At 60.8% G+C, this 26,056-nt stretch carries 23 protein-coding genes and 1 pseudogene; 13 read left to right on the top strand and 11 right to left on the bottom strand.

Going from position 1 to position 26,056, the window contains the following annotated elements; translation table 11 throughout:
- Positions 1 to 249: 249 nt before the first annotated feature.
- The 5 genes and pseudogenes from AC0QUY_RS02385 to AC0QUY_RS02365 all read right to left on the bottom strand — a co-directional run bounded on the left by AC0QUY_RS02385 (position 250) and on the right by AC0QUY_RS02365 (position 1,732).
- Complete coding sequence (locus AC0QUY_RS02385; RefSeq protein WP_475385592.1) at positions 250 to 912, bottom strand: SOS response-associated peptidase; 663 nt, start codon at positions 910 to 912, stop codon at positions 250 to 252.
- A gap of 9 nt (positions 913 to 921) precedes the next feature.
- Positions 922 to 1,098 carry a hypothetical protein gene (locus AC0QUY_RS02380; RefSeq protein ID WP_202639144.1) on the bottom strand — a complete coding sequence of 59 codons (177 nt, stop codon included), beginning with the start codon at positions 1,096 to 1,098 and terminating at the stop codon, positions 922 to 924.
- A gap of 21 nt (positions 1,099 to 1,119) precedes the next feature.
- Positions 1,120 to 1,329, bottom strand: a pseudogene (locus AC0QUY_RS02375) (hypothetical protein); the annotation flags it as partial.
- A gap of 28 nt (positions 1,330 to 1,357) precedes the next feature.
- Positions 1,358 to 1,549: a hypothetical protein gene (locus tag AC0QUY_RS02370; protein ID WP_161855961.1), complete on the bottom strand. Its 192-nt coding sequence runs from the start codon at positions 1,547 to 1,549 to the stop codon at positions 1,358 to 1,360.
- 36 nt (positions 1,550 to 1,585) lie between these two features.
- Positions 1,586 to 1,732, bottom strand: coding sequence for a hypothetical protein (locus AC0QUY_RS02365; RefSeq protein WP_475385591.1), 147 nt, complete (start codon positions 1,730 to 1,732; stop codon positions 1,586 to 1,588).
- A gap of 866 nt (positions 1,733 to 2,598) precedes the next feature.
- Here AC0QUY_RS02365 and AC0QUY_RS02360 point away from each other — a divergent pair.
- Positions 2,599 to 2,826, top strand: a complete 228-nt coding sequence (locus AC0QUY_RS02360) for a hypothetical protein (RefSeq protein ID WP_161855960.1) — start codon at positions 2,599 to 2,601, stop codon at positions 2,824 to 2,826.
- Positions 2,827 to 3,039: 213 nt separating this feature from the next.
- The gene (locus AC0QUY_RS02355) at positions 3,040 to 3,243 is read left to right on the top strand and encodes a hypothetical protein (RefSeq protein ID WP_161855959.1); all 204 of its coding nucleotides are present in this window, start codon (positions 3,040 to 3,042) and stop codon (positions 3,241 to 3,243) included.
- Positions 3,244 to 3,652: 409 nt separating this feature from the next.
- Here AC0QUY_RS02355 and AC0QUY_RS02350 read toward each other — a convergent pair whose 3' ends face one another.
- Positions 3,653 to 3,949: a hypothetical protein gene (locus tag AC0QUY_RS02350; protein ID WP_161855958.1), complete on the bottom strand. Its 297-nt coding sequence runs from the start codon at positions 3,947 to 3,949 to the stop codon at positions 3,653 to 3,655.
- Between the two features lie 361 nt (positions 3,950 to 4,310).
- Between AC0QUY_RS02350 and AC0QUY_RS02345 the strand changes: the two genes are divergently transcribed.
- Both AC0QUY_RS02345 and AC0QUY_RS02340 read left to right on the top strand, forming a co-directional pair.
- Complete coding sequence (locus tag AC0QUY_RS02345) at positions 4,311 to 6,590, top strand: ATP-binding protein (RefSeq protein WP_475385590.1); 2,280 nt, start codon at positions 4,311 to 4,313, stop codon at positions 6,588 to 6,590.
- Positions 6,591 to 6,932: 342 nt separating this feature from the next.
- Complete coding sequence (locus AC0QUY_RS02340; protein ID WP_475385589.1) at positions 6,933 to 8,051, top strand: hypothetical protein; 1,119 nt, start codon at positions 6,933 to 6,935, stop codon at positions 8,049 to 8,051.
- A gap of 16 nt (positions 8,052 to 8,067) precedes the next feature.
- Here the strand turns inward: AC0QUY_RS02340 and AC0QUY_RS02335 are convergent, their stop codons facing one another.
- On the bottom strand, positions 8,068 to 9,651 hold the full coding sequence (locus tag AC0QUY_RS02335) for an FAD-dependent oxidoreductase (protein ID WP_475385588.1): 1,584 nt from the start codon (positions 9,649 to 9,651) through the stop codon (positions 8,068 to 8,070).
- Positions 9,652 to 9,684: 33 nt separating this feature from the next.
- Between AC0QUY_RS02335 and AC0QUY_RS02330 the strand changes: the two genes are divergently transcribed.
- The 5 genes from AC0QUY_RS02330 (at position 9,685) to AC0QUY_RS02310 (ending at position 15,764) form a co-directional block, all read left to right on the top strand.
- Positions 9,685 to 10,056 carry a hypothetical protein gene (locus tag AC0QUY_RS02330; RefSeq protein ID WP_161855951.1) on the top strand — a complete coding sequence of 124 codons (372 nt, stop codon included), beginning with the start codon at positions 9,685 to 9,687 and terminating at the stop codon, positions 10,054 to 10,056.
- A gap of 126 nt (positions 10,057 to 10,182) precedes the next feature.
- Positions 10,183 to 10,806 carry a hypothetical protein gene (locus AC0QUY_RS02325; RefSeq protein ID WP_475385587.1) on the top strand — a complete coding sequence of 208 codons (624 nt, stop codon included), beginning with the start codon at positions 10,183 to 10,185 and terminating at the stop codon, positions 10,804 to 10,806.
- Between the two features lie 71 nt (positions 10,807 to 10,877).
- Complete coding sequence (locus AC0QUY_RS02320; protein ID WP_161855949.1) at positions 10,878 to 11,750, top strand: polyprenyl synthetase family protein; 873 nt, start codon at positions 10,878 to 10,880, stop codon at positions 11,748 to 11,750.
- Between the two features lie 173 nt (positions 11,751 to 11,923).
- Positions 11,924 to 15,277, top strand: coding sequence for an AAA family ATPase (locus AC0QUY_RS02315; protein ID WP_475385586.1), 3,354 nt, complete (start codon positions 11,924 to 11,926; stop codon positions 15,275 to 15,277).
- A 280-nt stretch (positions 15,278 to 15,557) separates the two neighbouring features.
- Positions 15,558 to 15,764 (top strand): acyl-CoA dehydrogenase family protein, encoded by a 207-nt coding sequence (locus tag AC0QUY_RS02310; RefSeq protein WP_475385585.1) that lies wholly within the window; start codon positions 15,558 to 15,560, stop codon positions 15,762 to 15,764.
- A gap of 55 nt (positions 15,765 to 15,819) precedes the next feature.
- Here AC0QUY_RS02310 and AC0QUY_RS02305 read toward each other — a convergent pair whose 3' ends face one another.
- From AC0QUY_RS02305 to AC0QUY_RS02290, 4 genes are read right to left on the bottom strand one after another with little or no spacing between them, the layout of a single operon-like run.
- Positions 15,820 to 16,518: a molybdate ABC transporter substrate-binding protein gene (locus AC0QUY_RS02305; RefSeq protein ID WP_475385584.1), complete on the bottom strand. Its 699-nt coding sequence runs from the start codon at positions 16,516 to 16,518 to the stop codon at positions 15,820 to 15,822.
- Entirely contained in the window at positions 16,515 to 18,656 is a 2,142-nt protein-coding gene (locus tag AC0QUY_RS02300) for a xanthine dehydrogenase family protein molybdopterin-binding subunit (RefSeq protein ID WP_475385583.1), read from the bottom strand. Before AC0QUY_RS02300 ends, AC0QUY_RS02305 begins: the two co-directional genes overlap by 4 nt.
- Positions 18,653 to 19,123 (bottom strand): (2Fe-2S)-binding protein, encoded by a 471-nt coding sequence (locus AC0QUY_RS02295; protein ID WP_475385582.1) that lies wholly within the window; start codon positions 19,121 to 19,123, stop codon positions 18,653 to 18,655. The genes AC0QUY_RS02300 and AC0QUY_RS02295 overlap by 4 nt, the downstream gene beginning before the upstream one ends.
- Positions 19,124 to 19,153: 30 nt before the next feature.
- Positions 19,154 to 20,095 carry a Bug family tripartite tricarboxylate transporter substrate binding protein gene (locus tag AC0QUY_RS02290; protein WP_475385799.1) on the bottom strand — a complete coding sequence of 314 codons (942 nt, stop codon included), beginning with the start codon at positions 20,093 to 20,095 and terminating at the stop codon, positions 19,154 to 19,156.
- 466 nt (positions 20,096 to 20,561) lie between these two features.
- Here AC0QUY_RS02290 and AC0QUY_RS02285 point away from each other — a divergent pair, with 466 nt between their 5' ends.
- The 4 genes from AC0QUY_RS02285 to AC0QUY_RS02270 all read left to right on the top strand — a co-directional run bounded on the left by AC0QUY_RS02285 (position 20,562) and on the right by AC0QUY_RS02270 (position 26,055).
- Positions 20,562 to 21,629 (top strand): ABC transporter substrate-binding protein, encoded by a 1,068-nt coding sequence (locus AC0QUY_RS02285; RefSeq protein ID WP_475385581.1) that lies wholly within the window; start codon positions 20,562 to 20,564, stop codon positions 21,627 to 21,629.
- A 5-nt stretch (positions 21,630 to 21,634) separates the two neighbouring features.
- Positions 21,635 to 23,008 carry an MmgE/PrpD family protein gene (locus AC0QUY_RS02280; protein WP_475385580.1) on the top strand — a complete coding sequence of 458 codons (1,374 nt, stop codon included), beginning with the start codon at positions 21,635 to 21,637 and terminating at the stop codon, positions 23,006 to 23,008.
- A 101-nt stretch (positions 23,009 to 23,109) separates the two neighbouring features.
- Positions 23,110 to 23,862: a 3-oxoacyl-ACP reductase family protein gene (locus AC0QUY_RS02275; RefSeq protein ID WP_475385579.1), complete on the top strand. Its 753-nt coding sequence runs from the start codon at positions 23,110 to 23,112 to the stop codon at positions 23,860 to 23,862.
- 84 nt (positions 23,863 to 23,946) lie between these two features.
- On the top strand, positions 23,947 to 26,055 hold the full coding sequence (locus tag AC0QUY_RS02270) for a molybdopterin oxidoreductase family protein (RefSeq protein ID WP_475385578.1): 2,109 nt from the start codon (positions 23,947 to 23,949) through the stop codon (positions 26,053 to 26,055).
- The last annotated feature ends 1 nt before the right edge of the window (position 26,056 follow it).

Genomic DNA, 26,056 nt, shown 5'->3' with positions numbered 1-26,056 from the left:
TCTTGGCGATGCGTGCAGAAATCCTGGCAAAGGTCGACAAATATTTGCGCGTTTTCCTGTTCAACACGAAATCGAGAAACTGCAAAAGCATCTGAACGAATTTAACGATCGAATCATAGAATTGGAAAATGAAGGTCATCGCGGCCACGCCATGGAGGTGTTGAAGGCCAATGCATTAGACTTCGCGCGGCGGATCGATGAACTTCGCTGTCTATTAATCGATGCCCGACGATCATAGATCGTTAGGCTTCATGCCGCCGCCTTGTCTTCCTTATCAGCACCGCGGGCAACGATCCTGAGCGCATCATCGGGCATGGGGCGCTGAAGCGCCTTGGCCTCATCCCACGGCGCGCGCATCCAAACGTCGCGTTCCTCGTCTGTCATCAGGATGGCCGGCATCGCCTTCGGATGGATCGGTTCGATCACGGCGTTCGGCGAGGTGGTGAGAAAGCCGTAGACGTTATGCGGGCCGGGGATCGGTTTCGATTTCGTCCCGCGGTCGCCCTTGAACTCGGTCCAGATGCCGGCAAAGCAGGTCAGCGGCCGATCGTCATTGATTGCGAACCACACCACGTCCTTTTTCTTGGTCTCCGGGCTCGGCTCGGGCGCGTATTCGGCGAAGCTATTGAACGGTACCAAGCAACGGTTCTCTGGCTTTAGCCAGCCGCGCCAGTGCGGCGAAGAGGTGTTGCGGATGTTGGTCACGGGCGGACCGCCGGTGCGGGGCGGGGGTGGCATGCCCCAGCGCATCATTGTCAGCTCAGTGCCGGTATCCGTGTTGCGGATCACAGGAGCCGGATAGTCGGGAAAGACGCCCGGCATTGCGGCGAGGTTGCCGACATAGCGATTGATCACGCGAAACAGCCGGATGATCGCCTCTTGGTTGGTCGTGATACTGTAAAGATTGCACATCGGCGACGGCTACGTCCTGAACAGCGCGAAGTAGATCACGTACAGCCAGCCCAGGATGCCGTGAATGATCGCCCAGAGGATCGACTTGTTGGTGGTGTAGCTGATCGCGATGGCGAGTGCGCTGCCGAAGCTGACGCCCCACTTCGCACCCTCTGATCGCACCACGTAGTAGCGGCTTCCGTTCATCGTTGCTCCATCATCAACTGTTCACCTTTCGCCCGGCCACCACTTCGACGGTGGATTGCTCGCCGTGATCTTGGTGATGCGCAGCGCGACCAGATGGCTGCGCTTGTATGGCCGCCCTTGAAGCCGTGAGCAATCCTTGCATCGCATGTATCGCTCCAGTTCATGGATCGGCGTGGACTTCGATCGGCGCACGATGTTGAGCGCCACTGTTTGATGCATGCTGCAGCCAAGGAGATCACCTGCGGCCAACTCGGTTCATCTAGCTGAGAATCTCCTTGACCTTGATGCCCCGCAAGGCCTCGATGCAGTCAGCTACCAAATGCAAGAACTCTTGCCGCTTTATGCTTTTCACCTGACGCCCTTCCATATTGATTAGAATGAACCTCGCCATTTCGTAGGCGACTTCAAACTGCGATCTGCCGGTAACCTCAACATCGATTCTTTCAGCCATTTCGCTCTCCGCCAGTTGTGATTGGCAAGGCGGGGTTCACGCCAGAACCTCATACTCAAAGGCCACGCCTTCGGGGTCGTTTTCCTCAAACCATTTTTCCGCGGCATCTGTGGTGGCGAATACCTTGATGTGCTCGGCGTCACCGACCTGCTTGCTTGTGTTGACGTAGACAAAAACGGTCATTGGTCTCTCTTCAGCTTTTCTGCGTCCCCACCGGGTCCGAAGCTATTTGGTCAGGTGCGCAAGCATGGCCTCGCAGGCGTTCTCGGCTTCGGCGAACGTCTTAAAGGGTGATCCGCTTACCCTGATGGCAGTCCTGTTTAAATTGATGGGGCGCCAAGAGGCTACAAAGCCAGGCTTCCCGTGGAGTCCAGGACCACTGCTACTCTCGTTACTGATCACGAATGAGAAGCCACACTCGCTCGCGCTCCATATCTCTAGTTCCTGTGTCGCGGGAGCAATGCGACTGAAGTGCATGGGCGCCTTCCGCGATCCAGCGAGCCAAAGCGGCCCCAGGTTTTCAGGCTGGGGCCGCCAACCTGTAGGCAGGTTTTCCTCCGGCCAGGGGGCTTTGGGGGCATCGGCCGGAAGCGGGGATTCGACGCCGGGTCGAACGCAAGGTTCCTGTGAAATTGGGCCCCAGGCGGTTAAATCCCCAATACCTAGAGGCTTGTCATCTTGTTCACGGTTTGTGCTTTCATGAGATGAAGACCGATCGTGAAATCGAGATCCTGTTCAGGCGGCTGCGCCTCTACGACCAGCTCGGGCGGCATGCCGAGGGGCTCATTCGAATGATCCAGAGGGCATTAGGGGAGCGCTATGGGCCTAGATCACGTCCGTTCCGAAATTGAGCAAATGCGCGTCCAGGTCGGAAGGCAGCGTAAAGAGATTCTGCAGCTACAACGAGCCGGCATATCGACTGCGTCGGCTGAGCTTTTGCTGCAGCGGATGCTGGCGAGGATCGAAGATCTTTGCGCCGAGCGGGACCGGCTCAGGAAAGAGCAGGGCGGTCCGACGAAGGGGCGCGTGCTCGGCGGCCGGAGTTGGTGATGGGCGATCCGCTCAAATGGTACGACGAGAAGGCGGCGGACAACTCGCCTTGGCTCAAGGCGCTTGCTGAGGTGCGGCAGCGTGCGGCGCGTGAGGGACATTGCTACCAGCACGTCCAGGCGATAACGGTCGCAATCGATCAGTATGCCGAGAAGGCGCTGGGCAACCGCGACTACTTCCTCAACAAGCCCTATGGTGTCGGCGGAACCAGGAAAGACGCGCTGTAACCCGTGCTCTGGAACCATCGTGTCGGGCTTGCGCCCGCCATTGTTTCTGCTCTTCATTGCCATTTTTTCCCGGTAGAAAGATTTGCGCTTTCCGCATGATGGGCGCACTGGGACAGTCGTGGCGTAACCCTGCCCCGCGCCCGGCTGTCTCTTTTAAGAACGAGAGTGTGTGCAGGGCGGTCCAACGAAAGGGTTGGGCGGTCGGAGCTGGTGATGCGCGAACAGTTGAAATGGTACGACGAGAAGGCCGATAACTCGCCATGGATTCGCGCGCTTGCTGAACTTCGCCAGCGGGCCGCCCGTGAAGGCCACTGCTATCAACACGTTCAGGCGATCACCGTCGCTATTGATCAGAACGCGGAGAAGGCGCTGGGCAATCGCGATTACTTTCTCAACAAGCCGTATGGCGTTGACTGACTACCCGGAGGCTGGCCTCCTACGCCAAAAGGCGTGTACGCCGTGCCGCGGCCCGCTTGCCCATGTCGTCAGCAGCGTCACGCATGACGGTGCGGCAGCGCACGTCGACGAGTCCTGTCGTCATTCTGCGCGCATTACCTACTTCGGCTGATGACGTGCGCCGTCTCGCCACGCAAGGTCTCGGAACCGGACCCAGCGGCTAAACGTTATCAATAGCTAGAATTCCAAGCTGCGCACTGCGTATACGCAGCAGGCGGAGTAAGGCTCATGGATACCACCACACTTCTCATTATTGTGCTTGTTATTCTGCTGGTTGGCGGCGGCGGCTGGTACGGCCGAGGACGCTGGTACTAAACGTTAGCTCGATCAGTGGTCAATCTTCACGTCTCGTCTGTCTAAAAAGCGCCGTTCAGTCGCAGACGCGCTCCCTGCGCGTGATCCTGCGGCCGTCGTCCCGTTCAACCTGGGTAGTCACCGTGCGGCAGCGTTGTCGTGGGCCGATGGTGACACCGCCTGGACCGACGCCAACTGTGGCGTTGGAGTCATAACGCCGACGGTCCCTATAGTCGCGGTCGTCGCGGTCTTCGTAGTGCCGGCCGGTCTGCATATCGACTTGGGCCATCTTGACGCCTTGGGCGTTGGCCGGAGTGACGAGCGGGGCAGTCGTCAGCACCGCTGCCGCCACGACAAAAGCGATTTTCATCACGGTGAGTCCTCCTTGGTACTTGAAGAGTAACGGGCACGAACACTGAGGGGTTCCACTAGCTAGGCATTGTGTGGAAGGCTGTGGCCGTTTGATAGCTCACAAAATCAAAGCCCGGCGGTTCACGCTGGCGGGCCTTCCTGCGCCATCAGGTATCCGGTCGAAAGTAGAGAACAAATCCCGAAAGTGCCATGCTGTTTCCGTGCTGCTCGGAACAATTGGCACCCCATCGTAACAGCTTGAATTTGCTTGCACTGTCTTGCACACGTTGCAGCACAGTTCTTCTCACACAAGAACAGACAGAACTGCAGCAAGCTGTTGATTGATCGTCAGTGCCCTTGTATTCGGGGCGACACGAGAACGGATGTCGCGTGAGTTCTGCGACCTGGTCGAAGTGTTGAGTGTGGATCGCCCGTGGGTCCTCGTCATCGAGGATATGCATTGGAGCGACTTCCAGACGGTCGACGTCCTGTCGCGCTTCACACACGGAGACCGCAAGGCTCAAGTGCTCGTTCCTGCCACCTATCGTGTTGGCGACAGCATCATGAGCGGACATCCCGTTCGCCGTCTGCATCAGGATTTGGAAATCCACGGAAGGTGCAGCGCGCTGCAACTCGATCGATTGTCCAAAACCGAGGTGGAGCACCACCTCGCCTTGCGTTTCCAGGACGAGAAGCTCGCTTCGGCGCTCTCCGGGCCGATGTTCGGGCGCACCCAGGGGCAGCCGTTGTTCATCGCCTCGCTTGTGGACTACCTGATCAATCACGAGTCGATTGTGGAGATCGACGGCGCCTGGCGCCTCGGATCTGGAATCGCCCTATCCGAGGATGTCGTGCCAAACGATCTGATCAACATGATCACACATCGGATCGATCGTCTGAGTGAGGACGAACAGCAGCTGCTCGAGGCGGCCAGCGTAGCGGGGAGCGAATGTGCCGCAGCCCTCGTGGCCGCTGGTCTGTCGCGCGACACCGTGGAGACCGAGGAAGTCCTGGAGGGTCTTGCACGCAAGGATCATACGGTGGTGTCGTGCCGCGTTTCTGAATGGCCCGACGGGACCTATTCCGGATCCTACGCTTTCCAACACATTCTCTATCAGAACGTGCTCTATAAACGGCTCACCCCGGCACGGCGCCTCCAGATCCATCACCGCATGGGCGAGCGCCTCGAGCAGGGATATGGGGGCCGGACGGAAAACATTGCGGCTACGCTCGCGTTGCATTTCGAGCAGAGCCACGATTTCCCGCGTGCACTGCGCTACCTCAGCCAGGCCGCAGAAAATTCCGCGAAACGCCTCGGTCACGAGGAGGCGACCAATTATCTGTCCCGTGCACTCGGCATTCTCGACCGTCTGGGAACGACCGATCAGTATGGGCCGCGCACCAGCCTGTTGCGACAGCGGAGCTGGGCGCGGCGCTCGGCGGGGGATCTCGCCGGCTCGGTTCGCGATCTCGAGGAGATGATCGCTTGCGCCGCGGAGGCGGGGCAGCTTCGCCATGAGGTTAACGGGCTCCTGGCCGTGAGCCGGTTCTGCCTTCATGCCGACCGCCGCATGTGCCTTCACGCTTCCAACGAAGCGCTTGCCAAGAGTGAAGCGCTTGAGGATGACGCCTTCAAGGCTCTCGTGCAGGGTAGCAGCGCCAGCATCAATCTCTGGCTGAAAGGCTGGCAGGAGCAGGATGCTGCACTTTGCGAGAAAGCGTTGCACGTAACAGCTGACGCGCGCGATCACGGCACGCTGATCCGGCGATACGGGATCGAGGGAATCCTCGAATGCTTGCGGTCGCGTTACGAGGAATGCCGTCGCTCGGGAACTGATGGCAAGAAGCTCGCGCAGGAGGTCGGCGACGTCTACATCTTTGTGCTGTTCAACGTGATGGAATCGACCGCGCTGATCCATCTTGGCCAATGGCGGCGATTGCAGCGAGAGACCATCGCCGCGCTGGCGCTGGCGGAGAGAAACGCTAACCGCCCGGCGATCGCCCTGTGCCGCCTCACCTTGGGGTGGCTCCACGTCGAGGCGATGGATTTTCATGGTGCGCGCGAGCTCTGCGAGAGCATCGACCAAGCGGTGCTTGAAGAAAATCCTTTCGCCTTCTTCTTTCAGCGAGCCGTTCTTGCGAAGGTCTTCGTCGGACTGAACGAGCCGCAGCGAGCGCACCTGCAGTTCGATGACGTCATGCAACGGCTGAATTCCGACGGCATCATGATGGATTACACGATCTACGCGCAGCTACACCATTGCCTCTGCGAATACTGCCTTCAGGTCGGCGATATCGAACAGGCGCGGACATCGGCGACAAAGCTGTACGAGTACGTCGCGCCCGCGCCCGATCGCAATCATCTGGCGCAGGCGCACGGGCTGCTCACCCGGGTTGCGCTCGCTGCGGGCGATTTGGAGGAGGCAAGGGCGGAGCTCTCGCGTGCCCTCTCAACTCTCGAAGATACCGACATGCCGCTCGCCGCTTGGCGGGTCTATCGGGCGGGTGTGGAGGTCTGCGAGAGCCTCGGCAAGCCGGCCGAGGCGGCCAGGTACAGAGCTCGCTTTGAGGAAGTCATACGAACCCTTGCCGGGAATTTCGAACCTGATGACCGATTGCGGTCGTCATTGCTTGCCGCCCTCGATGCGCCGGGGGCGCGCTGAGCCAGCCGGCGCCGAGACGGCCGCGTCTGGCGTATGGTTGAAAAAGCTGAAAATCGAACGACTCTCAAAATTTCGCGAAAGTCGATTCTCAGGAGTCCCGGAGCCAATCATCCGCAAGGGTTCGTGGGCCGTTCAACTAACGAACCTAAAGGAGAAGGACGCTGCCACCAAAGTAGATGCAGTTATCCGTTCGCCAACAGATAGCAAAGCCAACTTGAATTCGGCTCGCCTCCGTGTAACATCGTGGGATGCTTGCCATTGCTCATTACACAATGTCCATTTAGCGCACTGTGTCAGCCACAGGCATGTCGCCCGATCGGAGCAGGCTAGGGAGCTTCCGTCATGCCGCCTATTCTGTCTTCTGCAGGGTCCCCCCGACCATCGCGTAGCGACCAGCTGCTGCGCGTCGGCGAGATGGCACTTCGTTTCGGCGCGGAGGCGTATGGCCAATGGTGGACAATAGCCAGTCGCAATTGGGGATACGAGGTCGACCGTTTGGTGCGGGGCGCGATGACATCCGTGCCGCCGGAGGCGTTGCTGCGGGATGTGGTCAGCGGCTACGTAAATTGCCTGGGTGAGTTGGCGACGATAGCGCCGTCGGCGGCCGAAAAGGCGGCGATGGAATTAACCCGGCGACCGGATGCGGGTCTGGAGCCCTACATTGGTGACGAGCACACCGGGCCGGAACCGGATGGAGAGATTTTCCAGGTGGACGGCAAACCGTTCGCGATGCCGGCACGGGTTCTGGACGCGTCGCAGGGATGGGCGATGTTTTTCGTGGATATCAAGGCGGCTAACGATGCGCTTGGCGAAGAAGTGCGCGAAATCCTGTCGGCGTTCGATGCGGGCGGCGGGCGGACGCCGCTCATGATTGTCGGGGTGGATTATCGCAACAGCGATTTTGGCGTTTATCCGGAGTTCGTTGTTGCGTTGACAGTGACCGTGAAGGGCGATCCCGCAAAGCAATTGTTCGCCTATTACCTCGCGATTGTCGTCACGCAGGAGTTCACCAAAGAGGCCGCCCGCATCGCGTGGGGGCTGGAAAAGACCGTCTCTCCCAAGCTTGCGGTCCGTTACGCCGCGGACAAAGTGTTGTTCGGCGTTCCAAACAGGAAGGGGAAGGCGTTGTCGATCCGATTTCCGCGATTCGGCGATGCACGGTCCTTCGATCTGCCGACCTTTTCTATCTCTCGACGTGGAGCGGGTACGGAACGGCAGACCTATTGGGCAATGACGACGAAGAGCGGCAGTGGAGAGGGAACGCAGATCGGCGGCACGGTGAGACTTGAATTGGGCAGGTCGGGAGACGGCTTGTGTCTGTGTGCCGACGCCAAGTCGGTTTGCGTATGCGAGATGCTACACCGTTTCGACATCGCAGACAGGTTGCCAGCCGCGAATGGTTGGACGGAGCGGCAGACCGCCGTTTACGGTCCGCCGCGGTTGCTGGATTTTCCTCGATGAGTTGCAGCATCTCATCTCATCCGTTGGGAAAAATCCGGGAGAAATTTGCGCGCATCATGGAGTCGGTTACCGAGACCGTCTTTGCGGCCCAGGCCGCAGGGCGTAGAGCCACCGCGAGCGCCGCTGGAAGAAGTGCCGGATAGGAATCTGGCCGGATGATATCGATCGGAGCGCCAGTCTTGTGCTTGCGGCGCAATGCCTCTGCCGCCAACAGGCCGCTGACCACGGCTCCCTCGACCGTGACGACATCGATGAAGGTCTGGCAGAAATCGCCGGCCAGAAAGAGGTTCGAAATCTCACAAGTCGCCTTTGGGCGGGAATTCCAGCTGCCAACCTGGTTGACGAAAAGCTCTTCGCCAACATTGGTTTGAACATGGCAGCGGGCGTAGTCCACATCAGCAAGCTTGAAGTCGAGGAAGCGTTGCAACTCCTTGAGCATTATGTCCTTGATGACTTTTTCCGGATAATCAGCGATCAAGTCAGCATTTGAGGAGATGACGTTAAGCGCAGTGCCTCCTCCCGCTGGCCAGTCGCTCCAGACCTGCGAAATGTCGAGCAGACTGAGATTGTATTTCGAGCCCAGAAGCAGCGTGATGCTGCTGGTCAAGCCTGGGATCTTGCGCTTGAAATACGCATCAAGGGAGATCATCGGCTCCGATCGCAGCTCGCGAACCGTTTCAAGCTTTGGTGCGCAAGCCGCGACATCGGGGCTGACGAGGCATCCGAGCGGGCCCGGCGGTACGGCGAGCACCAGATCTCCGGGAACGTCGATCTTCCACTTTTTGCTTGCCCTCGGCCTGTCGTTGCGGTGGGTGGTCGGCTCCTCCGGCATCTGGCCGAGTGTCAATTCGCGCACCTGGCCATCCCTCAGGTGAAGGGTTTCCACCCGCGTTTGGAAATAAATCTCGAAGCGGCGCTTAAGAGTCTTTGCACGCGCTTCCAGGTGACGTCTCCACGGCTCGAAGATGGCGTCGTTGGTATTCTGCGTGAGCAGCCACAAGGATGGAGTCGGGTCAGGATACCCGTACTTTATCAAGCTCTGATAGCTTCGCGCGGAAGAAAGGTAGCTTGGCGAGGCGAACGCTTCCGCTAAGGTGCGGGCTGAGGCTGCTATCGAACCTTCAGTGCTGTAGCCCCTGGATCGGAAAAAACCGCTAACGGAAGTTTGCTCCAGCACAGTCCCAGACATCGATTGCGTGCCGATGAGGTCGAGCAACGAATACGCCGAGAGGAATTGGTCCGCAGGCGACGCGATGCCGTTCAGCATGTTGGTCAAAACGGTCGCGGGCGATCCGGGATTGGTGAGATATGGCCGCGTCTGTTTGTCTCCCGGAAAGCGGCAGCCGATGACAGGGCTTGGTATGAATTTGTCGACGGCGTCGATCTCCCTCATGAATTGCCAGAAATTATTGTACCAGTTCAGGTACATGTGGTAGCAATGTTCGTGCGGATCGGGTGTGTGGCTGTCCCTATGGGCGCCAAGCTTGCCGCCGAGAAAATTGTTCTGCTCATATAATGTTATGTCGAAACCCTGCTCCATCAGTCGGGTGGCTGCGGACATACCGGCTAAACCGGAACCGACTACAATTACTTTTGGCATCTCGCCCTCGAGTTGCGCTAAATAATACTAGGATTGTCGCTTCTCGTTGATTGCAAATCAATGGAATACTACCGGATGCAGGCAAACTATCGGACAATCTTCACCGAAATGCTTCTGGCCCAATCGGCCGCGGCGGGCGCGTTCGCCGATGCCACTGGCCGCTATGCCCAGCTAATGGGGCAGGCGTATCAGGAAGCGCTCCTGACGCTTGCTGCGGAAACACAGCCCAAAGGCGGGGCTGTCGGGCCTGCGCGTCCGGTGGATGGGGCCAGGATTTCCGGAGCATCCCGGCCGGGTTTGTCAGACCTCTGTCGTGGCTTCGCTGGCCTGCCGCGGGTTTCAATGATGGAATTCCTTTCGCGATATGACAATTTGCGTGGACGGCGCGCCATGGGCCGGGATTGACCGTCGTCTAAATTGCCGGGAAACAAAGTGCTGGTTGCGCTCCGCAACCGCGCACGCCACCCAGCGCGACGCAGGGTCGGGTAACAGTGCGACGCACAGGTTTTCAGAATGTCAAAGGGAGAAGGCATGTTTGGTTCTGGTCCCGGTCGATCGGCGCACGACCCTCTCACCGGCATTTTCATGGCAATGCGTGACGCCTGGTTGGCGGGTGTTGGCCTTCGGGAAAACATGACCGTGCAATCCGCGGCCGGCAATCCGGGGGCGGGCTTGCTCGGGGCAGCGCTGCTAGGGCCCATGATCGGCATGCTCGGCGCGATGGCTGATTTGGCCGCCGCCAATCGCCAGCGATTCGACCAGTCGAGCGCCGAGGGGGCGATTGGTTTGCCGCCGGGCGGCCAGGAGAATTCGGTCGCCACTGATTTCGTGGTGCCAATGGGCCACGCCATGATGATCGCCGCCAACAGGTCGGCCAGTTACTGGTTCGGGCTGGCTCAAATACTCGCAAGTCATCAAGCGAGGTTCGCTCAGGCGGTTGGCGTCAACGCGGCCGACGGCCGTGCGTCGGGAGCTGAGCGCCTCTTTGCGGCCGATGAATTGCGTGCATTGCTGCGTGAGGTGGGGGACCTGGCTGTCAGGGAGGCGCGCATTTTGCAGAGCGAGTTGAGCAATTTGGATGAGCGCTTAGCGCAGAATTTTCAACAACCCGACCTGTGCGGATCCTACCGCAGGCGCTGGCGCAGTAAAATCTAGGACGGCGCGTTTCAAACATGCAAGAGCAAACGACAAAATCTGTCATTGCGCGACTTGGTTTCGAGACGGAGATGGCCGACTTGCGCGAGCGCATTGCGCGCTGGATTGACGGTTGCAGCGAGGAGTTGCGCGAAGCGCTTGAATGGCAGTTCCTGACTGGATCAAAATACTTTCGTCCCCTGACGATCTTTTCCTGTTATCGGGCAGTGCGCGAAGGGCCGATCCCCGAACAGATCATGCAATCGGCTCTGGTGATCGAGCTGTTTCACAATGTTTCTTTGATCATTGACGACATCGTTGATCGTTCCCCGACGCGGCGCGGTCGGGCCACCATGCACACCAAGTTCGGCGAACTATCGGCTTTGATGACTTCGGGCTACATCGTGGCGGAGGGCTATCTGCAACTGAAGGATGACCTAACAGGCATTGCATTGTTTTCGGAACTGTTGAAACGATTAGGCGTGGCTGAATGCCTGCAGTGGCGGCTTCGTCGTCAACCGCTGGGAGTTGAGGACTGGCGCAAGATCGCCGGAGAGGACACCGGCTCGATGTTCGAGGTGTGTGCCTGCCTGGGCGATCGGTCGGGCAGGCTGCGAACTTTTGGTGGCCTGCTGGGGCTGCTCTATCACGGTTGCGACGATGTTGGCGATGTGAAGGGGCTGGCCGCACTCGGAGGCGGTGGGGAGGAGGACTTGCGCGATGGCATCCTTACGCTACCTGCGGCGCTGGCAATTCGCGATCCCGCGGCGGTAAAGCTATTTTGCGACCCGGAAGGCGGCAATCTGGCAGAGCTGGGCAGGCACTTCGTCGCCAAGCTGCCCGAAGCAGAAGCTTATCTCGACCAGATCGCCGAGGAGGGGCGAACCGAGGCACGATCGTTCGCTGTTGATCCCGCCCCCTTGATCGCGCTGATCGAGCAAACCCGGCAATTGAGCCGCTACTAGCCAGCGATTTCTGGTGTAAGGTCGCCAAAGTGGAAGCTGAAGAAACGAGCTTTTGATAACATAGCGCGCGCAACTTTGGATCGACGCTGCCCAGAGGGCGCCGAGGTGCAGCGTCGCGGTGATCAGAGCGAGCAAGTGCGCTAGGCTATCAGGGTTTTGGGACGTGCAAGCTCATGCAAAGTCTGGACGTCGGTGCGTGGCTTGAAGAGCTTGGGCTTGGCCAATACCGGGCCCTTTTTTCCGATCAGGCGATCGACAGCGATGTTCTGCCTGACCTGACAGGCGACGATCTGGTGCATCTTGGTGTACCGCTCGGGCACCGCAAAAAGATTCTTAAGGCTATCGACGAGCTTCTCGGGCGGGAAACGACCGAACAGCACGCGCGCAGCAAACTTGTGCGGACATGGCCTGACGCTGAGAGACGACAGTTAACCGTGCTGATCTGCGACATGGTCGAGTCGACGGACCTTGCCTCCAAGCTGGACCCTGAAGAGCTTCGCAAGGTGATGGGCGTCTACCTCGATGCGTGCGTGAATGCTGTGACCTCCCTTGGCGGTTTCATTGCCAGATACACCGGAGACGGAATCGTCGCCTATTTTGGCTATCCGGCCGCCTTGGAAAATGCCGCGGAACGGGCTGTCCGCGCGGGCTTGGAACTCGGGCAGGTTGTACCAAATCAGGCCCCGTTACCAGATGTAACGTTGCATGTGCGAACGGGTATCGCGACAGGTCTTGTTGTCGTTGGTGACCTTCTGGGTGAGGGCGCAGCCAGGGAAGAAGCGGTTGTCGGCGAAACCCCAGCGCTCGCCGCACGGCTGCAGAGTCTTGCTCCCCCCGACGGCGTAGCTATTGCCGGCAGCACACGCCGGTTGGTCGAGGGCATGTTCGAGCTTGAATTTCTCGGCATGTGCGACTTGAAGGGTCTGCCCGGCCTAAGACCTGTATGGCGCGTGCTGCATGAGGCAGCGGCCGAAAGCCGCTTCGATGCTACACACCCCGCCGATCTGACAGAAGTGGTTGGCCGGGAGGATGAGCTGTCGCTGTTGCTTGGGCGATGGCGGACCGCGTGCGAAGGCGAGCGTCAGCTGGTCCTGCTGACGGGCGAAGCAGGAATCGGAAAGTCGCGATTGTGCATGGCCCTTGCGAGCCGGATTGCAACAGAGAGCCATTTCATTATCCGCCTGCAGTGCTCGCCGTTCCATACCGTTAGTGCGCTGCATCCGATCTTCACCTATTTTGAACGCGTGGCCGGACTGACGCTCGGCATGGAGCCTGAGGAGAAACTGAATCGATTGATTGCTGAGATGCAGAAGTCCGGAAATGTGGCGCCCGAGACGATAGCGCTTTTTGCAGACCTGCTGTCGATACCCATTGGCGATCGTTTGCCCCGACACGAGGGAGCACCCGAGAAGTTGAAGAGCCTGACACTTGATGCTCTGGACGATTGGGTCGTGAACCTGTCGCGGTTGAAGCCAGTATTATGGATACTGGAAGATGCGCACTGGATTGATCCGACAACGGTCGAGGCAATCAGCCACGGCTTGGGCCGGACAAACAGCGCCCGCATCCTGGCCGTAATAACGCACCGGCCGGAATTTCACCCCCCGTGGACCGGCCGTAGCCAGGTTGCTTCGTTCAGCCTCAATCGGCTGAGCCGACGGCAGTCGTACGAGTTGGTCCGACGGGTGGCGAGGAAGGATTTAGCCGATGCACTTGTTGAGCAAATCGTCTCCAAGGCGGACGGGATGCCTTTATTCATCGAGGAATTGACGAAGGTCGTAATCGACTCCGGCCCGTATGAGGCGAGTACCGGTTCCTATGACGACAAGCGGGGATCTGGTGAGTCGATGATACCGGTAACGCTGCAGGACTCATTGCTTGCCCGTCTTGACCGGCTGACAGAGAGCAAATCCGTTGCGCAGATTGGTGCGGTAATCGGGCGGGAGTTTTCATTCGAACTGTTGGCCGCGGTCGTGCCATCAAAGCCCAAGGAACTTGAAGCTGCTTTGACACTGCTTGAGGCGGCGGACCTGATCAGCGCGCGAGGAAATCCACCGGAGGTGATCTACACATTCAAGCATGGCCTCGTACAGGAGGCTGCCTACTCGACGTTGCTCATCAGTCGGCGCCAGAAGCTGCACAAACGCATCGCCGAGACGTTGCAGAGCAACTCTGCCCAGATAGCGGAGGCGCAACCGGAATTGTTGGCGCACCATTTCACCGAAGCGGGCCTCATCTCGCAAGCGATTGATTGGTGGGCCCGCGCCGCTTCGCGGTCGGCAGGCCGATACAACAACATTGAAGCGGTCAGCCAGTTTCACCGTGCTTTGGGCCTACTCACGCACCTTGCGGATGGTTCATCGACCCAACGCCGGGAGTTCGAACTAAGGATCGCCATGATCGAACCGCTCTATGCGACGAGTGGTTATTCCGGGACGGAGGTCGAACAGAACTACGGCCGGTTGCTCGAACTTGGTCAGGATCTCGGAGAAACGCGGCAATTGCTGCGGATCTTGTGGGGCCGGGCCGGCGGCGCCCTCGTACGGTGCGACTTTCCACGCGCTCTCGAGTACGTGGGGAGTTTTCTCGAACTGGCGCGCCGGGCCGAGGACGGGACATCGGCGGCACAAGGGGGTCGGATCAGGGCAATGATTGCGCTGGCGAGCGGCGAACTGGTGACGGCGCGCGAGCGGTTCCTGGAAGTGATAGAGGAGTTTGAGCGCGAAGGCACGGCGACGACGCTCGGTAACTATCTGACGATTCCGCGTCCAACGACCCTGGCACAGTATTCGATCGCCGCACAACAACTCGGTCGTCTTGACGAGGCAGAGGAACTGTGCGTGCGCAGTTTGCATGAGGCTCGTGAACGTGGACACCACCTGACGAGCTGCTATGTAATCTATCATTGCGCAATGAAATCAATGGTTGAGCAGGATCCTGTGGCGGTCTTCTCGCTCGCTGAAGAGCTTGTCGAGATCATGAACCGGCATCATGTTTTCTACTGGGAATGTTTTACGGAGGCGCTTCTAGGTTGGGCTTCGGCCACAACGGGCGCGTTGGATACCGGCTTGGCGCGACTGCAGCGCAGCAGGGAAATCCGAGATCGGGTGCAAACCAGGATCTGGCTTCCCTATTTCCTGATCAGCGAAGCCGATATCCTGATGCAGAACCAGAGAAACGATGAGGCTATCGCCTTGCTGGATCGAGCGGCGGCGGAGGCCGATGCAACTGGGCAGCGTTACAGCGAGGCGGAGGAATTTCGCGTACGAGCCTGCGCCAGACTCTCTCAGGGCGCATCGCTTGCTGAGGTAGAGGCTTTGTTCCGTCGCGGATTGGAAACGGCACAAAGGCAGAATGCGAGACTTTTCGAATTGCGGACCGCGACAAGTCTGGCGCAGGTCTGGCGGGATGCCGGACGAATTGACAGCGCGCGCACGCTGCTCTCGGCGAGGTATGGTGGGTTCACGAATGGCCACGGCACTACGGATCTGCAAAAGGCTCGCTCGGTGTTGGAGAGTATAAGCTAGTTCTCACCGCAGATGGTTGTCATTCATCTGGAAACGGTCGCTATGCTTCAGTAGGCTGCGCGGCGATACGAGAAAGATGCTTTCACGATAGTGGGTATCGGGCTGTAGGGGACCCCCGCTACCACAGGCCACGTTTTTCTGCGCCAAACACTCCTGACGGTTGCGGTCGGAGCTCGCTGGCGCGAATTGTGTTAGCTGCGAAGGTGGTGAGGCTTGCCTCTGAGAGCTGACGTTCTCGTGCCAACCAGGCGCTTCGGATCCGGGCCAGACATGCAGCTTTTTGAGCTTCGCCGACCTTATCAATGCCTATAACAGCCAGCGTGTGGGCACGAGCACTGTTGAAATGGAGATCGCTGCGGGTGCGCTAGAGCAGGCCGTTGAATGGGCCAAAACGCGCGAGCAGTTCGGGCGGCCGATCGGCGAGTTCCAGGATCGTAATGGATGTCGCCGATATTTACCAAATGCGCGCCTTGAAACTGCAGAATAATCAAGCGGAATTCGATTCCGCGCGCCCGCTGAGGCTCACGAGCTTAGAACGAGGTCTAGCTGATGAAGCCAGCGCGCTTTCGCTGTTCAAGTTGGTCAGCGCCGGTTAACAAGCCGATCAGCTCCTGGGCCTGTTTGGGGTAGGCTGCGGTGGTCGTGATGCCCGCTGTGTACATGGTTGCGAGCTCGCAGCCCGGCGGCAGTGAGCCGGACAGGGTTACACCCTTGGTGCTGATGATCTCGGTTGATTGCGTGCAGCCGATCGGACGCCGCGCATCCGAGGCCGCCAGTTCACGCATCGCGGTCGCGCCGTTCGGGAAAACCCGGAGGCGGGCGGCAACCTCATCGGCGATGCCGAGCTGCTGAAAGACACTTGCGACGTGAATTCCGGCCGTCGAGGTCTTGGTATCCGGTACGAAGATCGCGTCCGTGGCCCGCAGGACCTCGCGCAAATCCGCGGCATCCCTGACGGCGGCCTGGGGATCGCCGGTACGGACGGCGAGGGCGGTTTCAACAAGGCCGACGTTGGTGATGGAAGGGGTTGCAACAAGCTTCTCATCCGCCAGTTCAGCGAGGAGCGCCGCAGTCAAGATGACGATGTCGGCCTGCGTGCCCTTGCGCAACTTGTCGGCCATGAGACCGACCGCGCCAAACTCGCCTGCGATATCGAATCCGGTTCGGGCCTTGAAGGCGGGTGTCAGGCTGCCGACGAGGCCCTGCGCTGCGCCGCCGCTCAGAATGTTCAGCCTGTTCATGAGCTCAATTCCATCGCAGCGATGATCCTGTCGCGGGTGATCGGCAAATCGCGCACCCGCACGCCGAGCGCATCGAACACCGCGTTGGCGATGGCGGCTGTGACGGGACCGTGCGCAGCCTCGCCGGCGCCGACCGGGTCGATTTCCGGGCGCTGGATCAATTCGACCTCGACATCGGGCACCTCGCTGAAGCGCAGGATCGGATATTCCGTCCAACTCGTGCTGGTGATGCGTTGCCGGTCGAAGCGCACGCGTTCCTTCAGTACCCAGCTCGTGGCTTGAATGGCGCCACCTTCGATCTGGTTGACGACGCCATCCGGATTGATGGCCTCGCCGACGTCGACGGCCAGCGTCAATTTCCTGACGGCAATCTCCTCGGCGCCCTCGATCTCGGCGATCGCTGCGCAATAGGCGCCAGTGTTCTTGTAGCGGGCAAAGCCGATGCCGTGACCGATGCCGGGCTGCTTCTCCGGCTTCCACTTCGCGCGCTTGGCCGCAGCCCGAATGACGTCCCTGGCCCGCTCATCCCGCAGGTAACGCAGCCGGAACGCGACCGGATCTTCGCCACGCTCGGCGGCGATTTCATCGAGGATCGATTCGATCGCAAACACATTGCCCTGTCCGCCCAGCGTCCGCAGCGCCGAAGTGCGAATGGGCATCGTCGTCAGGCGATGGCTTTCTATGCGCCATGACGGAAAATCATAAAGCGGGATCGAGTTGCGATCGCCGCCGCCGCCATTCGTCTGCGGCGGATTGGTGGAGATCATGCGCGGAAACGGCTCTGCCAGCTCGAATCCCGCCAGCAAGGCGGGCTGTGCCGCGCGCCCCGGCCGCGCCGCGTGACCGTTGCTCCAGATCGAGTGCCGCCAGTCGACGATCTCTCCCTGCGCATCGAGATCCGCTTCAATCTCGATTGCCATCGCCGCGCCAAAGGGTGCGTCCGACATCTCGCCTTGTCGCGACCACTGCACCCGCACCGGACGGCCGCCGGCGGCCCGGGCTAGCAGTACGGCGTCTAGCGCGACATCGTCGGCGGCGTTGTGTCCGTAGCAGCCAGCGCCTTCCAGATGCTCGACGGTGATGTTCTCGACCGGCAGTTTGAGAACCAGCGCCAGATCGGCGCGCAGGAGATAGACGCCCTGGCTGTGAGTCCAGACATGAACGCGGTCGCTGTCCCACTGCGCCATCGCACAGGACGGTGCGATCGACGCGTGGGCAATGTAAGGGCGGGTATATTGCCGCCGAATGGTTCGCGCCGCCGCGCCTGATGATGCAGCCGTTTTCTGGTCGATGATCGTCGCTTCCGATGGCTGCGCTTTCAGGAATGAAGCCAGATCGTTTTCGTCGGGAAGGGGCTCGCCGTCGGACCAGACGGCGCCCTTGCGCAAGGCTCGAACGGCCAGTTCCGCGCCACGCTCGGTTTCGCTGACGACGCCCGCGAAACTGCCATCGCGCACGATGGCGACGAGACCGTCGACCGCACGGGCACCATCCTCTCTCAATTCCGAAAGCTTCGCGCGCGCGTTCTCAGGCCGCAGCACCCGGCCATGCAGCATCCTCGCCAACGCCTGATCGTGGATGAACCGCGGCCGGGCAAACACCTTGTCTGGTATGTCGATCCGGTGGATCGAGTTTCCGGCCAGCGCACGGCGCGTTGCGATCTTTGGCGTCACGCCTGATGTGGCGTTGTGATCGAGCGAGACCTCATCGGCAAGTTCCCAATAACTGGTCCTGACATTGCCAGGGCCCGAAATGGTGCCGTCCTCGATTTCGAGCGCATCGACATCGACCCCGAGCCGTTCTGCCGCATGCTGCAGAAATATCCGGCGAACCTCGGCGCAGGCATAACGCAGCGCGCGGCCCGACTGCTGGATCGAGAGGCTGCCCGAGGTGACGCCCTCGTTAGGGCTGGCGGCAGTCGACGCCCGGATCATCTGCACGCGCGACAGGTCGACATCGAGTTCGTCGGCGGCGATCTGCGCCAGCGCCGTCACGATGCCTTGCCCGATCTCCACCTTGCCCGGCGAGACCGTTACTTGTCCGGCGCTCGAGAATTTCAGCCACGACGACAGTTTCGGATTGGCCGCGAGGCTTGCCGGCAATGCGGGCTGAGACGGAGCGTCGACCTGCTGGTTCATCCTGCCGCCATTTCTTCCGCTGCGCGCAATACCGCCCGCACCATGCGCTGATGCGAACCACAACGGCAGAGATTGCCGTCGAGCGCTTCCTTCACCTCCCGCGTTGTCGGCGACGGATTTCGCTTTAGCAGTGCCGCTGCGCTCATCAGGATGCCGGAGACGCAATAGCCGCATTGCAGCGCCTGCTCGGCGATGAAGGCGCGCTGCAGCGGGTGCGGCCGCTCGCTCGTACCCAGCCCTTCGATGGTCGTGACATCCTTGTCCGCGACCGACCACAGCGGCGTGTCGCAGGCCGACACCGCGCGATCTCCGATAATGACATTGCAAGCGCCGCATTCACCGGCGCCGCAGCCGAAATGCGGTCCGGTCACTCCGAGCTGCCCGCGCAGAATATCCAGCAAGGGCCGGTCGGGATCGGCGTCGACCATAGTCTCGACGCCGTTGAGGCGGAATCGAACGCTCGGCATCGAGGGCGAACCTTCTCTCGCAGCTTCTTATTATTGCGGCGGCTTGTCGAACTTTTTGACAACCTCCGCCCATTTCACGATATCGCCGCGGAGGAATTTGTCGAATTCGTCTGACGTCATTGAGATAGGGACGACACCTTGCTGGGACCACAGTTTTACGATGTCAGGTCGCTTCACAATGTCGTTCACGGCCGCGTTGAGCTTGTCGATAATCGGCTTGGGCGTACCCGCAGGCGCCATCAAGCCGAGCCAGATGGTGGCCTCATAGCCGGGAATGCCGGCCTCGATCGCCGTCGGCGCATTGGACAGAACGGTTGAACGTGTCTTGCCCGTTGTAGCCAGTGCGCGCACCTGGTTTTCCGCCACGTTGGGCGCCATCGCCGGAACGGCGTCGATCATCATCTGAACCTGGCCGCCGATCACACCGCTGCGCGCTTCGCCGCTGTTGCGGTAAGGTACGTGCACCAGGTCGATGCCGGCCATGGCTTTGAACAGCTCGCCCGCCATATGATACGGCGTGCCTTGGCCTGACGAGGCGTAGTTCAGTTTGCCAGGTTGCGATTTGGCGAGCGCAATGAATTCCTGCAGCGTCTTCGCCTGCACGGACGGATGAACGACGATGACGAGGTCGGAATAGTTCACCGGCGCGATCGGCGCGAGATCGCGCATCAGTTCGTATTTGCGTTGCGGCACCAGCGATTCATTCGCGGTCTGGGTGTTCGACATCATCAGCAGCGTATAGCCGTCGGGCGGCGACTTGACGGCTTCCTGCGTGCCGATCACCCCGCCGGCGCCGGTGCGGTTTTCAACCACGAAGGGCTGGCCAAGGCTTTCCTGCAGGATGCTGCCGATCTGCCGGGCGGTGACGTCGGCAGGTCCCCCGGCGCCGAAGGGAACAATCACCTTCACGGGACGCGACGGATAGTCCTGCGCCAGGCCGGGCGTCATCAGCAGAGATGGCACCGCCAGCATTGCCGCCAGCGCGAGCGCCGTTCCCAAGCGCATCATGTCAACCTCCCGAACTCTGTCTTTTTTTGAAGGGCCCGTTTACCGGCCTCGTGCCAAGTCTAGCTATCCGCGGACTGATCGCTAGTCCCAGAATCAGATATTCGTTGCCGCATTCTTGCTCTCAACCGGGACCGTCGCCGCCGCCCAGACAAGCATGCGAACTTAGAGCCCGGGAGGATGACCTGTGGCAGTAAGAGCGAAGAACCGTCGGTTTCCGACGGCGTTCAAATTGAAGGCGATCAAGCGCATGGAAGGGGGCGAAGGCGTTTTTGCCTGTGGCTCGCAGTAGCGCGAAATCCCAAAATGGCCCATCCTGCGCAGGTCGGCTTAGCTGCGACAGCAAAGCGCCATCGGCGATGGACAGCCGCCGATCCATGGGAATAATGAACAGGGTTCAGGTAACTTCGCCACCAGCGCGGGGAACGAAAACATGAAACACCCAGGGATTTCGCGCCGCGATATGCTGGCCGGCGCCGGCGCCGTTCTCGCAGGCGCAGCATTTTCCACGCGCGTGATGGCCGCTGCCCCTCCACCGGAGACGGTGACCCCGGCGCTGATCGACGCGGCAAAGAAGGAAGGCAAGGTCATCTACTACACCTCGACCGATCTGCCGGTCGCGGAGAAACTGGCCAAGGCCTTCGAGGCGAAATATCCGGGCATTGCGGTACACGTCGAGCGTACCGGCGCCGAGCGCGTGTTCCAGCGCATCGGCCAGGAATACGCCAGCAACATCCACGCCGTCGATGTGGTGAACTCGTCCGATGCCGCGCATTTCATCGTCTGGAAGCGCGACGGAATTTTGGCGCCTTACGTGACGGAAGACGTCGCAAAATTCTATCCGGCCGAGCACAAGGATCCCGATGGCCAGTTTGCCAGCTTCCGCGTTTGGCTCAGCATCATCGCCTACAACACCAACATGGTGAAAGCGGAGGACGCGCCGAAGAGTTTTGCCGATCTGCTCGATCCCAAATGGAAGGGCAAGATCGTCAAGGCGCACCCGGGCTACAGCGGCACCATCATGACCGCGACCTACCAGATGCAGCGCGATCTCGGCTGGAGCTATTTCGAAAAGCTCGCCAGGCAGAACATCATGCAGGTGCAGTCATCGGCCGATCCCCCCAAGAAGCTCGATCTGGGCGAGCGCGCGGTGATGGCCGACGGCAACGAATACAACATCTTCCAGATGAAGGAGGCGGGCCGTCCGGTCGAGCCGGTCTATGCCACGGAAGGATCGCCGCTGATTATCGGACCGAACGGCGTCTTCAAGAATGCTCCCAATCCCAATGCGGCAAGGCTGTTCCAGTCGTTCAGCCTGAGCCGGGAGGCGCAGCAACTCATCGTCGACGTCGGCGGCCTCCGCTCGGTGCATTCTCAAACCGTCGAGAAAGCGGGTCGCACGTCGCTCAAGGACATCAAGACCATGAAGGACGACGCGGCGGCAGTAGAGAAGGAAAGCGAGGCCATCAAGGCGCGCTACACCAAGATTTTCCGCATTTGACCGGCATGCCCTCCGGACTGCCCACGGTTTCGGTCGCCGAAACGTTAGCGGAAAAGATCGTCGCGCTCAGGCCCGGCGCATTGCCTGCAGCGACCAGGCGCAAATGTGAGGATCTGCTGATCGATGTGGTGGGCCTGTGCGTCACTGCACGCAACGAGGATTACGTCGAAAGCGCCTTGGCAGGTTGCGATGATGACGGCCCATGCACGGCGATCGGGCACCGACGCACCCTGAATGCTGCAGGCGCCGCTTTCGTCAACGGCACGGCCGCGCATGGCGAGGATTTCGACGACACGTTCGAGGGCGGTCCGGTGCATGCCGGCGCGGTGATCGTGCCGGCGGTGCTCGCCGCCTGCGAGCGGCATAATCCGGAAGGTCAGGCGGCGCTGATCGGGATCGCGGTCGGCACCGAAGTGCTCTGCCGGTTGAGCCTCGTGGTGCCGAAGGCGGTTCACAAGGCCGGCTTCCACCCGACCGCGATTTTTGGCGCGATGGGCGCGGCCGCCGGCGTCGGCGCAGCGCTCGGCCTCAACGCCAGGCAGATCGTCGATGCACTCGGCATAGCCGGCAGCATGGCCGGCGGCGTCATCGAATATCTCGCCGAGGGCGCCTGGACCAAGCGACTGCATGCCGGGTGGGCGGCGCAATCCGGCATCCGCGCGGCGCTGCTGGCGCGGGGAGGGTTCGTCGGACCACGCACGGTGTTCGAAGGCGTCCACGGGCTGTTCCACGGCTTCGCGCACACCACGGATGGCGACTACGCCGCGCTGATCGGCGATTTCGGTGCACGCTGGGTGACAGACATGCTGGCGTTCAAGCCCTATCCATGTGGAACGATGGCGCAGCCCTATATCGATTGCGCGCGTCGGTTGGCCGCGCGCGGCATCAAGCCGGAGGACGTCGCCGAGGTCGTCTGCGAGGTGGCGGAAGGAACGGTGCACCGGCTGTGGGAGCCGCTGGCCGACAAGCAGCGCCCTCGCAACGGCTATGCCGGCAAATTTGCCGTGCCTTATCTGCTGGCTGCCGGATTCGTGCATGGCGGCGTCGGCCTCGGTGCTTTCACGGAAGATGCGATCCGCGATCCACGCGTGCTGGATCTGGCTGCCAAAGTGAAATTCGTGATCGACCCGGATAATCCCTATCCGAACAACTATACCGGCCACATCCGCGCAACCCTCGCGGACGGCAGCGTGGTCGAAGACCGGCAGCCCTATCTTCGGGGTGGCACGCAGGAGCCGTTGACGCGGCAGGACGTGACCGACAAGTTTGTGCTCAACGTCAAGCATGGCGGCTGGAGTGCTGCACAAGGCGATGCGGCGTTGAAACTGATGGCGAGACTGTTTGATGGCCGCATCGATCTGGGCTTGTTGCGCAACTGATTGTCGTCATGGCCGGGCTTGTCCCGGCCATCCACGTCTTTGTTGGACGAAGGAAGACGTGGATGCCCGGCACAAGGCCGGGCATGACGTGGAGAGAGCGGATGACAAGAGAACTTGTAGGCAAGGTCGCTATCGTCACCGGCGCAGGCCGCAACATCGGCCGCGCAATCGCTCTGACGCTGGCGGAAGGCGGCGCGTCCGTCGTGGTCAATGCACGCAGCAACCGCGTCGAGGCCGAGGCCGTAGCGCGCGAGATCGAGGCCGCAGGTGGCAAGGCGCTGGTTCATATCGGCGACGTCGCCGACCCCGGCGCCGTGCAGGCGATGGCAGATGCCGCCGTGAAGCAATTCGGCCGTATCGATATCCTCGTCAACAATGCCGCGTTGCGCCGCGAAAAGCCGTTCGCCGAGATGGACTATGCGGCGTGGCGTGAAATCCTCGACGTGACCCTCGACGGTACCTTCCACTGCGTGAAGGCCTGCCTGCCGGCGCTGCGGCAGTCCGGCGCAGGAACCATCATCAACGTCGGCGGCCTCAGCGCGCATACGGGAGCGAAGAACCGCGCGCATGTAGTGACGGCGAAGGCGGGCATCATCGGGCTAACGCGGGCGCTGGCCCATGATCTCGCCGACGACGGCATCACGGTGAACTGCGTCGTACCTGGCCTGATCGGCACGCCACGGCCGAAGGACAAGCCGGAGCCGGCGCATCATCTGACCCATCAGACCATCACCGGCAACCGGGGCCGGCCGGAAGACGTTGCCGCAACCGTGCGGTTCCTGTGTGGCCCCGGTGCGCGCTATATCAATGGGCAGGCGATCCACGCCAATGGCGGCGCCTATTTGGGCGCCTGATGCATGGCTAAAGGCCGTTTTTGCAGGTGTATTGCCGGACAAAGCCCCTCGGCGACCGCGGCGTTTGATGTTACCTAGAAACGCATGAACCAGCATGCCAAGGTCGAGATCCGCCATTCAACCTGTCCGCACGATTGCCCGTCGGCCTGCGCGCTCGACGTCGAGGTGATCGACGGCCGCTCGATCGGCCGGGTCCGCGGTTCCAAAGTGCAGACCTATACGGCGGGCGTCGTCTGCGCCAAGGTCGCGCGCTACGCCGAGCGCATTCACCATCCCGACCGGCTGCTGTATCCGATGCGCCGCACCGGGCCGAAGGGCTCCGGCCAGTTCGCGCGGATTTCCTGGGATGAGGCGCTGGACGAAATCGCCGCGCGGTTCGATCAGGCCGAGCGCGAATTCGGTGCCCAGTCGGTCTGGCCCTATTACTACGCCGGCACGATGGGGCTCGTCATGCGCGACGGCATCAATCGCCTTGCGCATGTGAAGAAGTATTCCCGTTTCTACGGCACCATCTGTGCGACCGTCGCGCGCATCGGGTTTGCCATCGGCACCGGCAAGATCGCCGGAGTCGACCCGCGCGAGATGGGTGTCTCCGATCTCGTCGTGATCTGGGGCACCAATCCGGTGAATACCCAGGTCAACGTGATGACGCATGCCTCGCGCGCCCGCAAGGAGCGCGGCGCCAAAATCGCGGCGATCGACATCTACAACAACGACACCATGAAGCAGGCGGATATCAAGGTCCTGCTCCGGCCCGGCACCGACGGCGCGTTTGCCTGCGGCGTCATGCATGTGTTGTTCCGCGAGGGGTACGCGGATCGCGCCTATATGGATCGCTACACCGATTGTCCCGACGAACTCGAGGCGCACCTTAAGACCCGTACGCCGGAATGGGCCTCGAAGATTTCGGGCGTGCCGGTCGAAGAGATCGAGGCGTTCGCGCGCCTGGTCGGCCAGACCAAACGTTCGTTTTTCCGCCTCGGCTACGGCTTTACCCGTAGCCGCAACGGTGCGGCGCAGATGCATGCAGCGCTGTGCATCCCGGCAGTGACGGGAGCCTGGCAATATGAAGGTGGCGGCGCCTTCTTCAACAATGCTTCGATCTGGAAGTTCGACGAGTCCATTATCGAGGGGCATGACGCGATCGATCCCACGACGCGCTGGCTCGATCAGTCACAGATCGGGCGTATCCTGACCGGAGACGCCGAAGCCTTGAAGGGCGGGCCGCCGGTCAAGGCCATGCTGATCCAGAATACCAATCCGGTGACGGTAGCGCCCGAACAGGCACTCGTGCGAAAGGGCTTTGCCCGCGAAGACCTGTTCATGGCGGTGCATGAGCAGTTCATGACCGAGACGGCCGTCATGGCCGACATCGTGCTGCCGGCGACCATGTTCATGGAGCATGACGATCTCTATTACGGCGGTGGTCACCAGCATATTTCGGTCGGTGCCAAGCTGATCGATCCGCCGGGCGAGTGCCGTTCCAACCACGAGGTGCTGCAGGGCCTCGGCCGCCGCCTCAATGCCGTGCATCCCGGATTTGAGATGACGCCGCGCGAATTGATCGACGCGACGCTGAAGAAGAGCGGCCACGGCGATATCGAAACGTTGGAAGCGGATCTGTGGCGCGATATCCAGCCGGACTTTCGCACCTCTCACTATCTCGATGGCTTCGCGCACGCCGACAAGAAGTTCCACTTCAAGGCCGATTGGGCGAATCCCCCAGTCGGTACTCCGGGCCTGGGCCCGTGGGCGCAGATGCCATCGCTGCCCGACCACTGGATGATCATCGAGGAGGCGGACGAGAAGCATCCGTTCCGCCTCGCCACCTCGCCGTCACGCAGCTATCTCAACACCAGTTTCAACGAGACGCCGGGATCGCAGGCCCGCGAAGGCGTGCCGACGGTGATGATGCATCCGGAAGACGCCGCAAGCCTTTCGATCGCTGATGGCGACGCCGTGACGCTGGGCAACACGCGCGGCGAAACCACGCTGACCGCAAAGCTTTTTGACGGTGTGCGCCGTGGCGTCCTGATCGCCGAATCCATCCATCCGAACAAGGCTCATATCGGCGGCCGCGGCATCAATATGCTGACCGGGGCCGAAACGATCGCGCCGATCGGGGGCGCGGCGTTCCATGACAACAAGGTCTGGGTCAAAAAGATGACGCCAGCTACTGCGCGCAAGAGCTAGA

It is taken from the genome of Bradyrhizobium sp. WYCCWR15520, assembly GCF_056174665.1.
Note: the sequence above shows the minus strand (reverse complement) of the source record. Positions and strands in the feature narration are given on the sequence as shown.

Excerpts from the sequence above, each read along its gene's own strand:
- AC0QUY_RS02285 (WP_475385581.1), top strand. The coding sequence starts at position 20,562 with ATGAAACACCCAGGGATTTCGCGCCGCGATATGCTGGCCGGCGCCGGC.
- AC0QUY_RS02315 (WP_475385586.1), top strand. The coding sequence starts at position 11,924 with ATGCAAAGTCTGGACGTCGGTGCGTGGCTTGAAGAGCTTGGGCTTGGC.
- AC0QUY_RS02270 (WP_475385578.1), top strand. The coding sequence starts at position 23,947 with ATGAACCAGCATGCCAAGGTCGAGATCCGCCATTCAACCTGTCCGCAC.
- AC0QUY_RS02345 (WP_475385590.1), top strand. The coding sequence starts at position 4,311 with ATGTCGCGTGAGTTCTGCGACCTGGTCGAAGTGTTGAGTGTGGATCGC.
- AC0QUY_RS02365 (WP_475385591.1), bottom strand. The coding sequence starts at position 1,732 with ATGACCGTTTTTGTCTACGTCAACACAAGCAAGCAGGTCGGTGACGCC.
- AC0QUY_RS02370 (WP_161855961.1), bottom strand. The coding sequence starts at position 1,549 with ATGGCTGAAAGAATCGATGTTGAGGTTACCGGCAGATCGCAGTTTGAA.
- AC0QUY_RS02280 (WP_475385580.1), top strand. The coding sequence starts at position 21,635 with ATGCCCTCCGGACTGCCCACGGTTTCGGTCGCCGAAACGTTAGCGGAA.
- AC0QUY_RS02355 (WP_161855959.1), top strand. The coding sequence starts at position 3,040 with ATGCGCGAACAGTTGAAATGGTACGACGAGAAGGCCGATAACTCGCCA.
- AC0QUY_RS02305 (WP_475385584.1), bottom strand. The coding sequence starts at position 16,518 with ATGAACAGGCTGAACATTCTGAGCGGCGGCGCAGCGCAGGGCCTCGTC.
- AC0QUY_RS02385 (WP_475385592.1), bottom strand. The coding sequence starts at position 912 with ATGTGCAATCTTTACAGTATCACGACCAACCAAGAGGCGATCATCCGG.
- AC0QUY_RS02300 (WP_475385583.1), bottom strand. The coding sequence starts at position 18,656 with ATGAACCAGCAGGTCGACGCTCCGTCTCAGCCCGCATTGCCGGCAAGC.
- AC0QUY_RS02320 (WP_161855949.1), top strand. The coding sequence starts at position 10,878 with ATGGCCGACTTGCGCGAGCGCATTGCGCGCTGGATTGACGGTTGCAGC.
- AC0QUY_RS02295 (WP_475385582.1), bottom strand. The coding sequence starts at position 19,123 with ATGCCGAGCGTTCGATTCCGCCTCAACGGCGTCGAGACTATGGTCGAC.
- AC0QUY_RS02340 (WP_475385589.1), top strand. The coding sequence starts at position 6,933 with ATGCCGCCTATTCTGTCTTCTGCAGGGTCCCCCCGACCATCGCGTAGC.
- AC0QUY_RS02275 (WP_475385579.1), top strand. The coding sequence starts at position 23,110 with ATGACAAGAGAACTTGTAGGCAAGGTCGCTATCGTCACCGGCGCAGGC.
- AC0QUY_RS02335 (WP_475385588.1), bottom strand. The coding sequence starts at position 9,651 with ATGCCAAAAGTAATTGTAGTCGGTTCCGGTTTAGCCGGTATGTCCGCA.
- AC0QUY_RS02360 (WP_161855960.1), top strand. The coding sequence starts at position 2,599 with ATGGGCGATCCGCTCAAATGGTACGACGAGAAGGCGGCGGACAACTCG.
- AC0QUY_RS02290 (WP_475385799.1), bottom strand. The coding sequence starts at position 20,095 with ATGCTGGCGGTGCCATCTCTGCTGATGACGCCCGGCCTGGCGCAGGAC.
- AC0QUY_RS02325 (WP_475385587.1), top strand. The coding sequence starts at position 10,183 with ATGTTTGGTTCTGGTCCCGGTCGATCGGCGCACGACCCTCTCACCGGC.
- AC0QUY_RS02380 (WP_202639144.1), bottom strand. The coding sequence starts at position 1,098 with ATGAACGGAAGCCGCTACTACGTGGTGCGATCAGAGGGTGCGAAGTGG.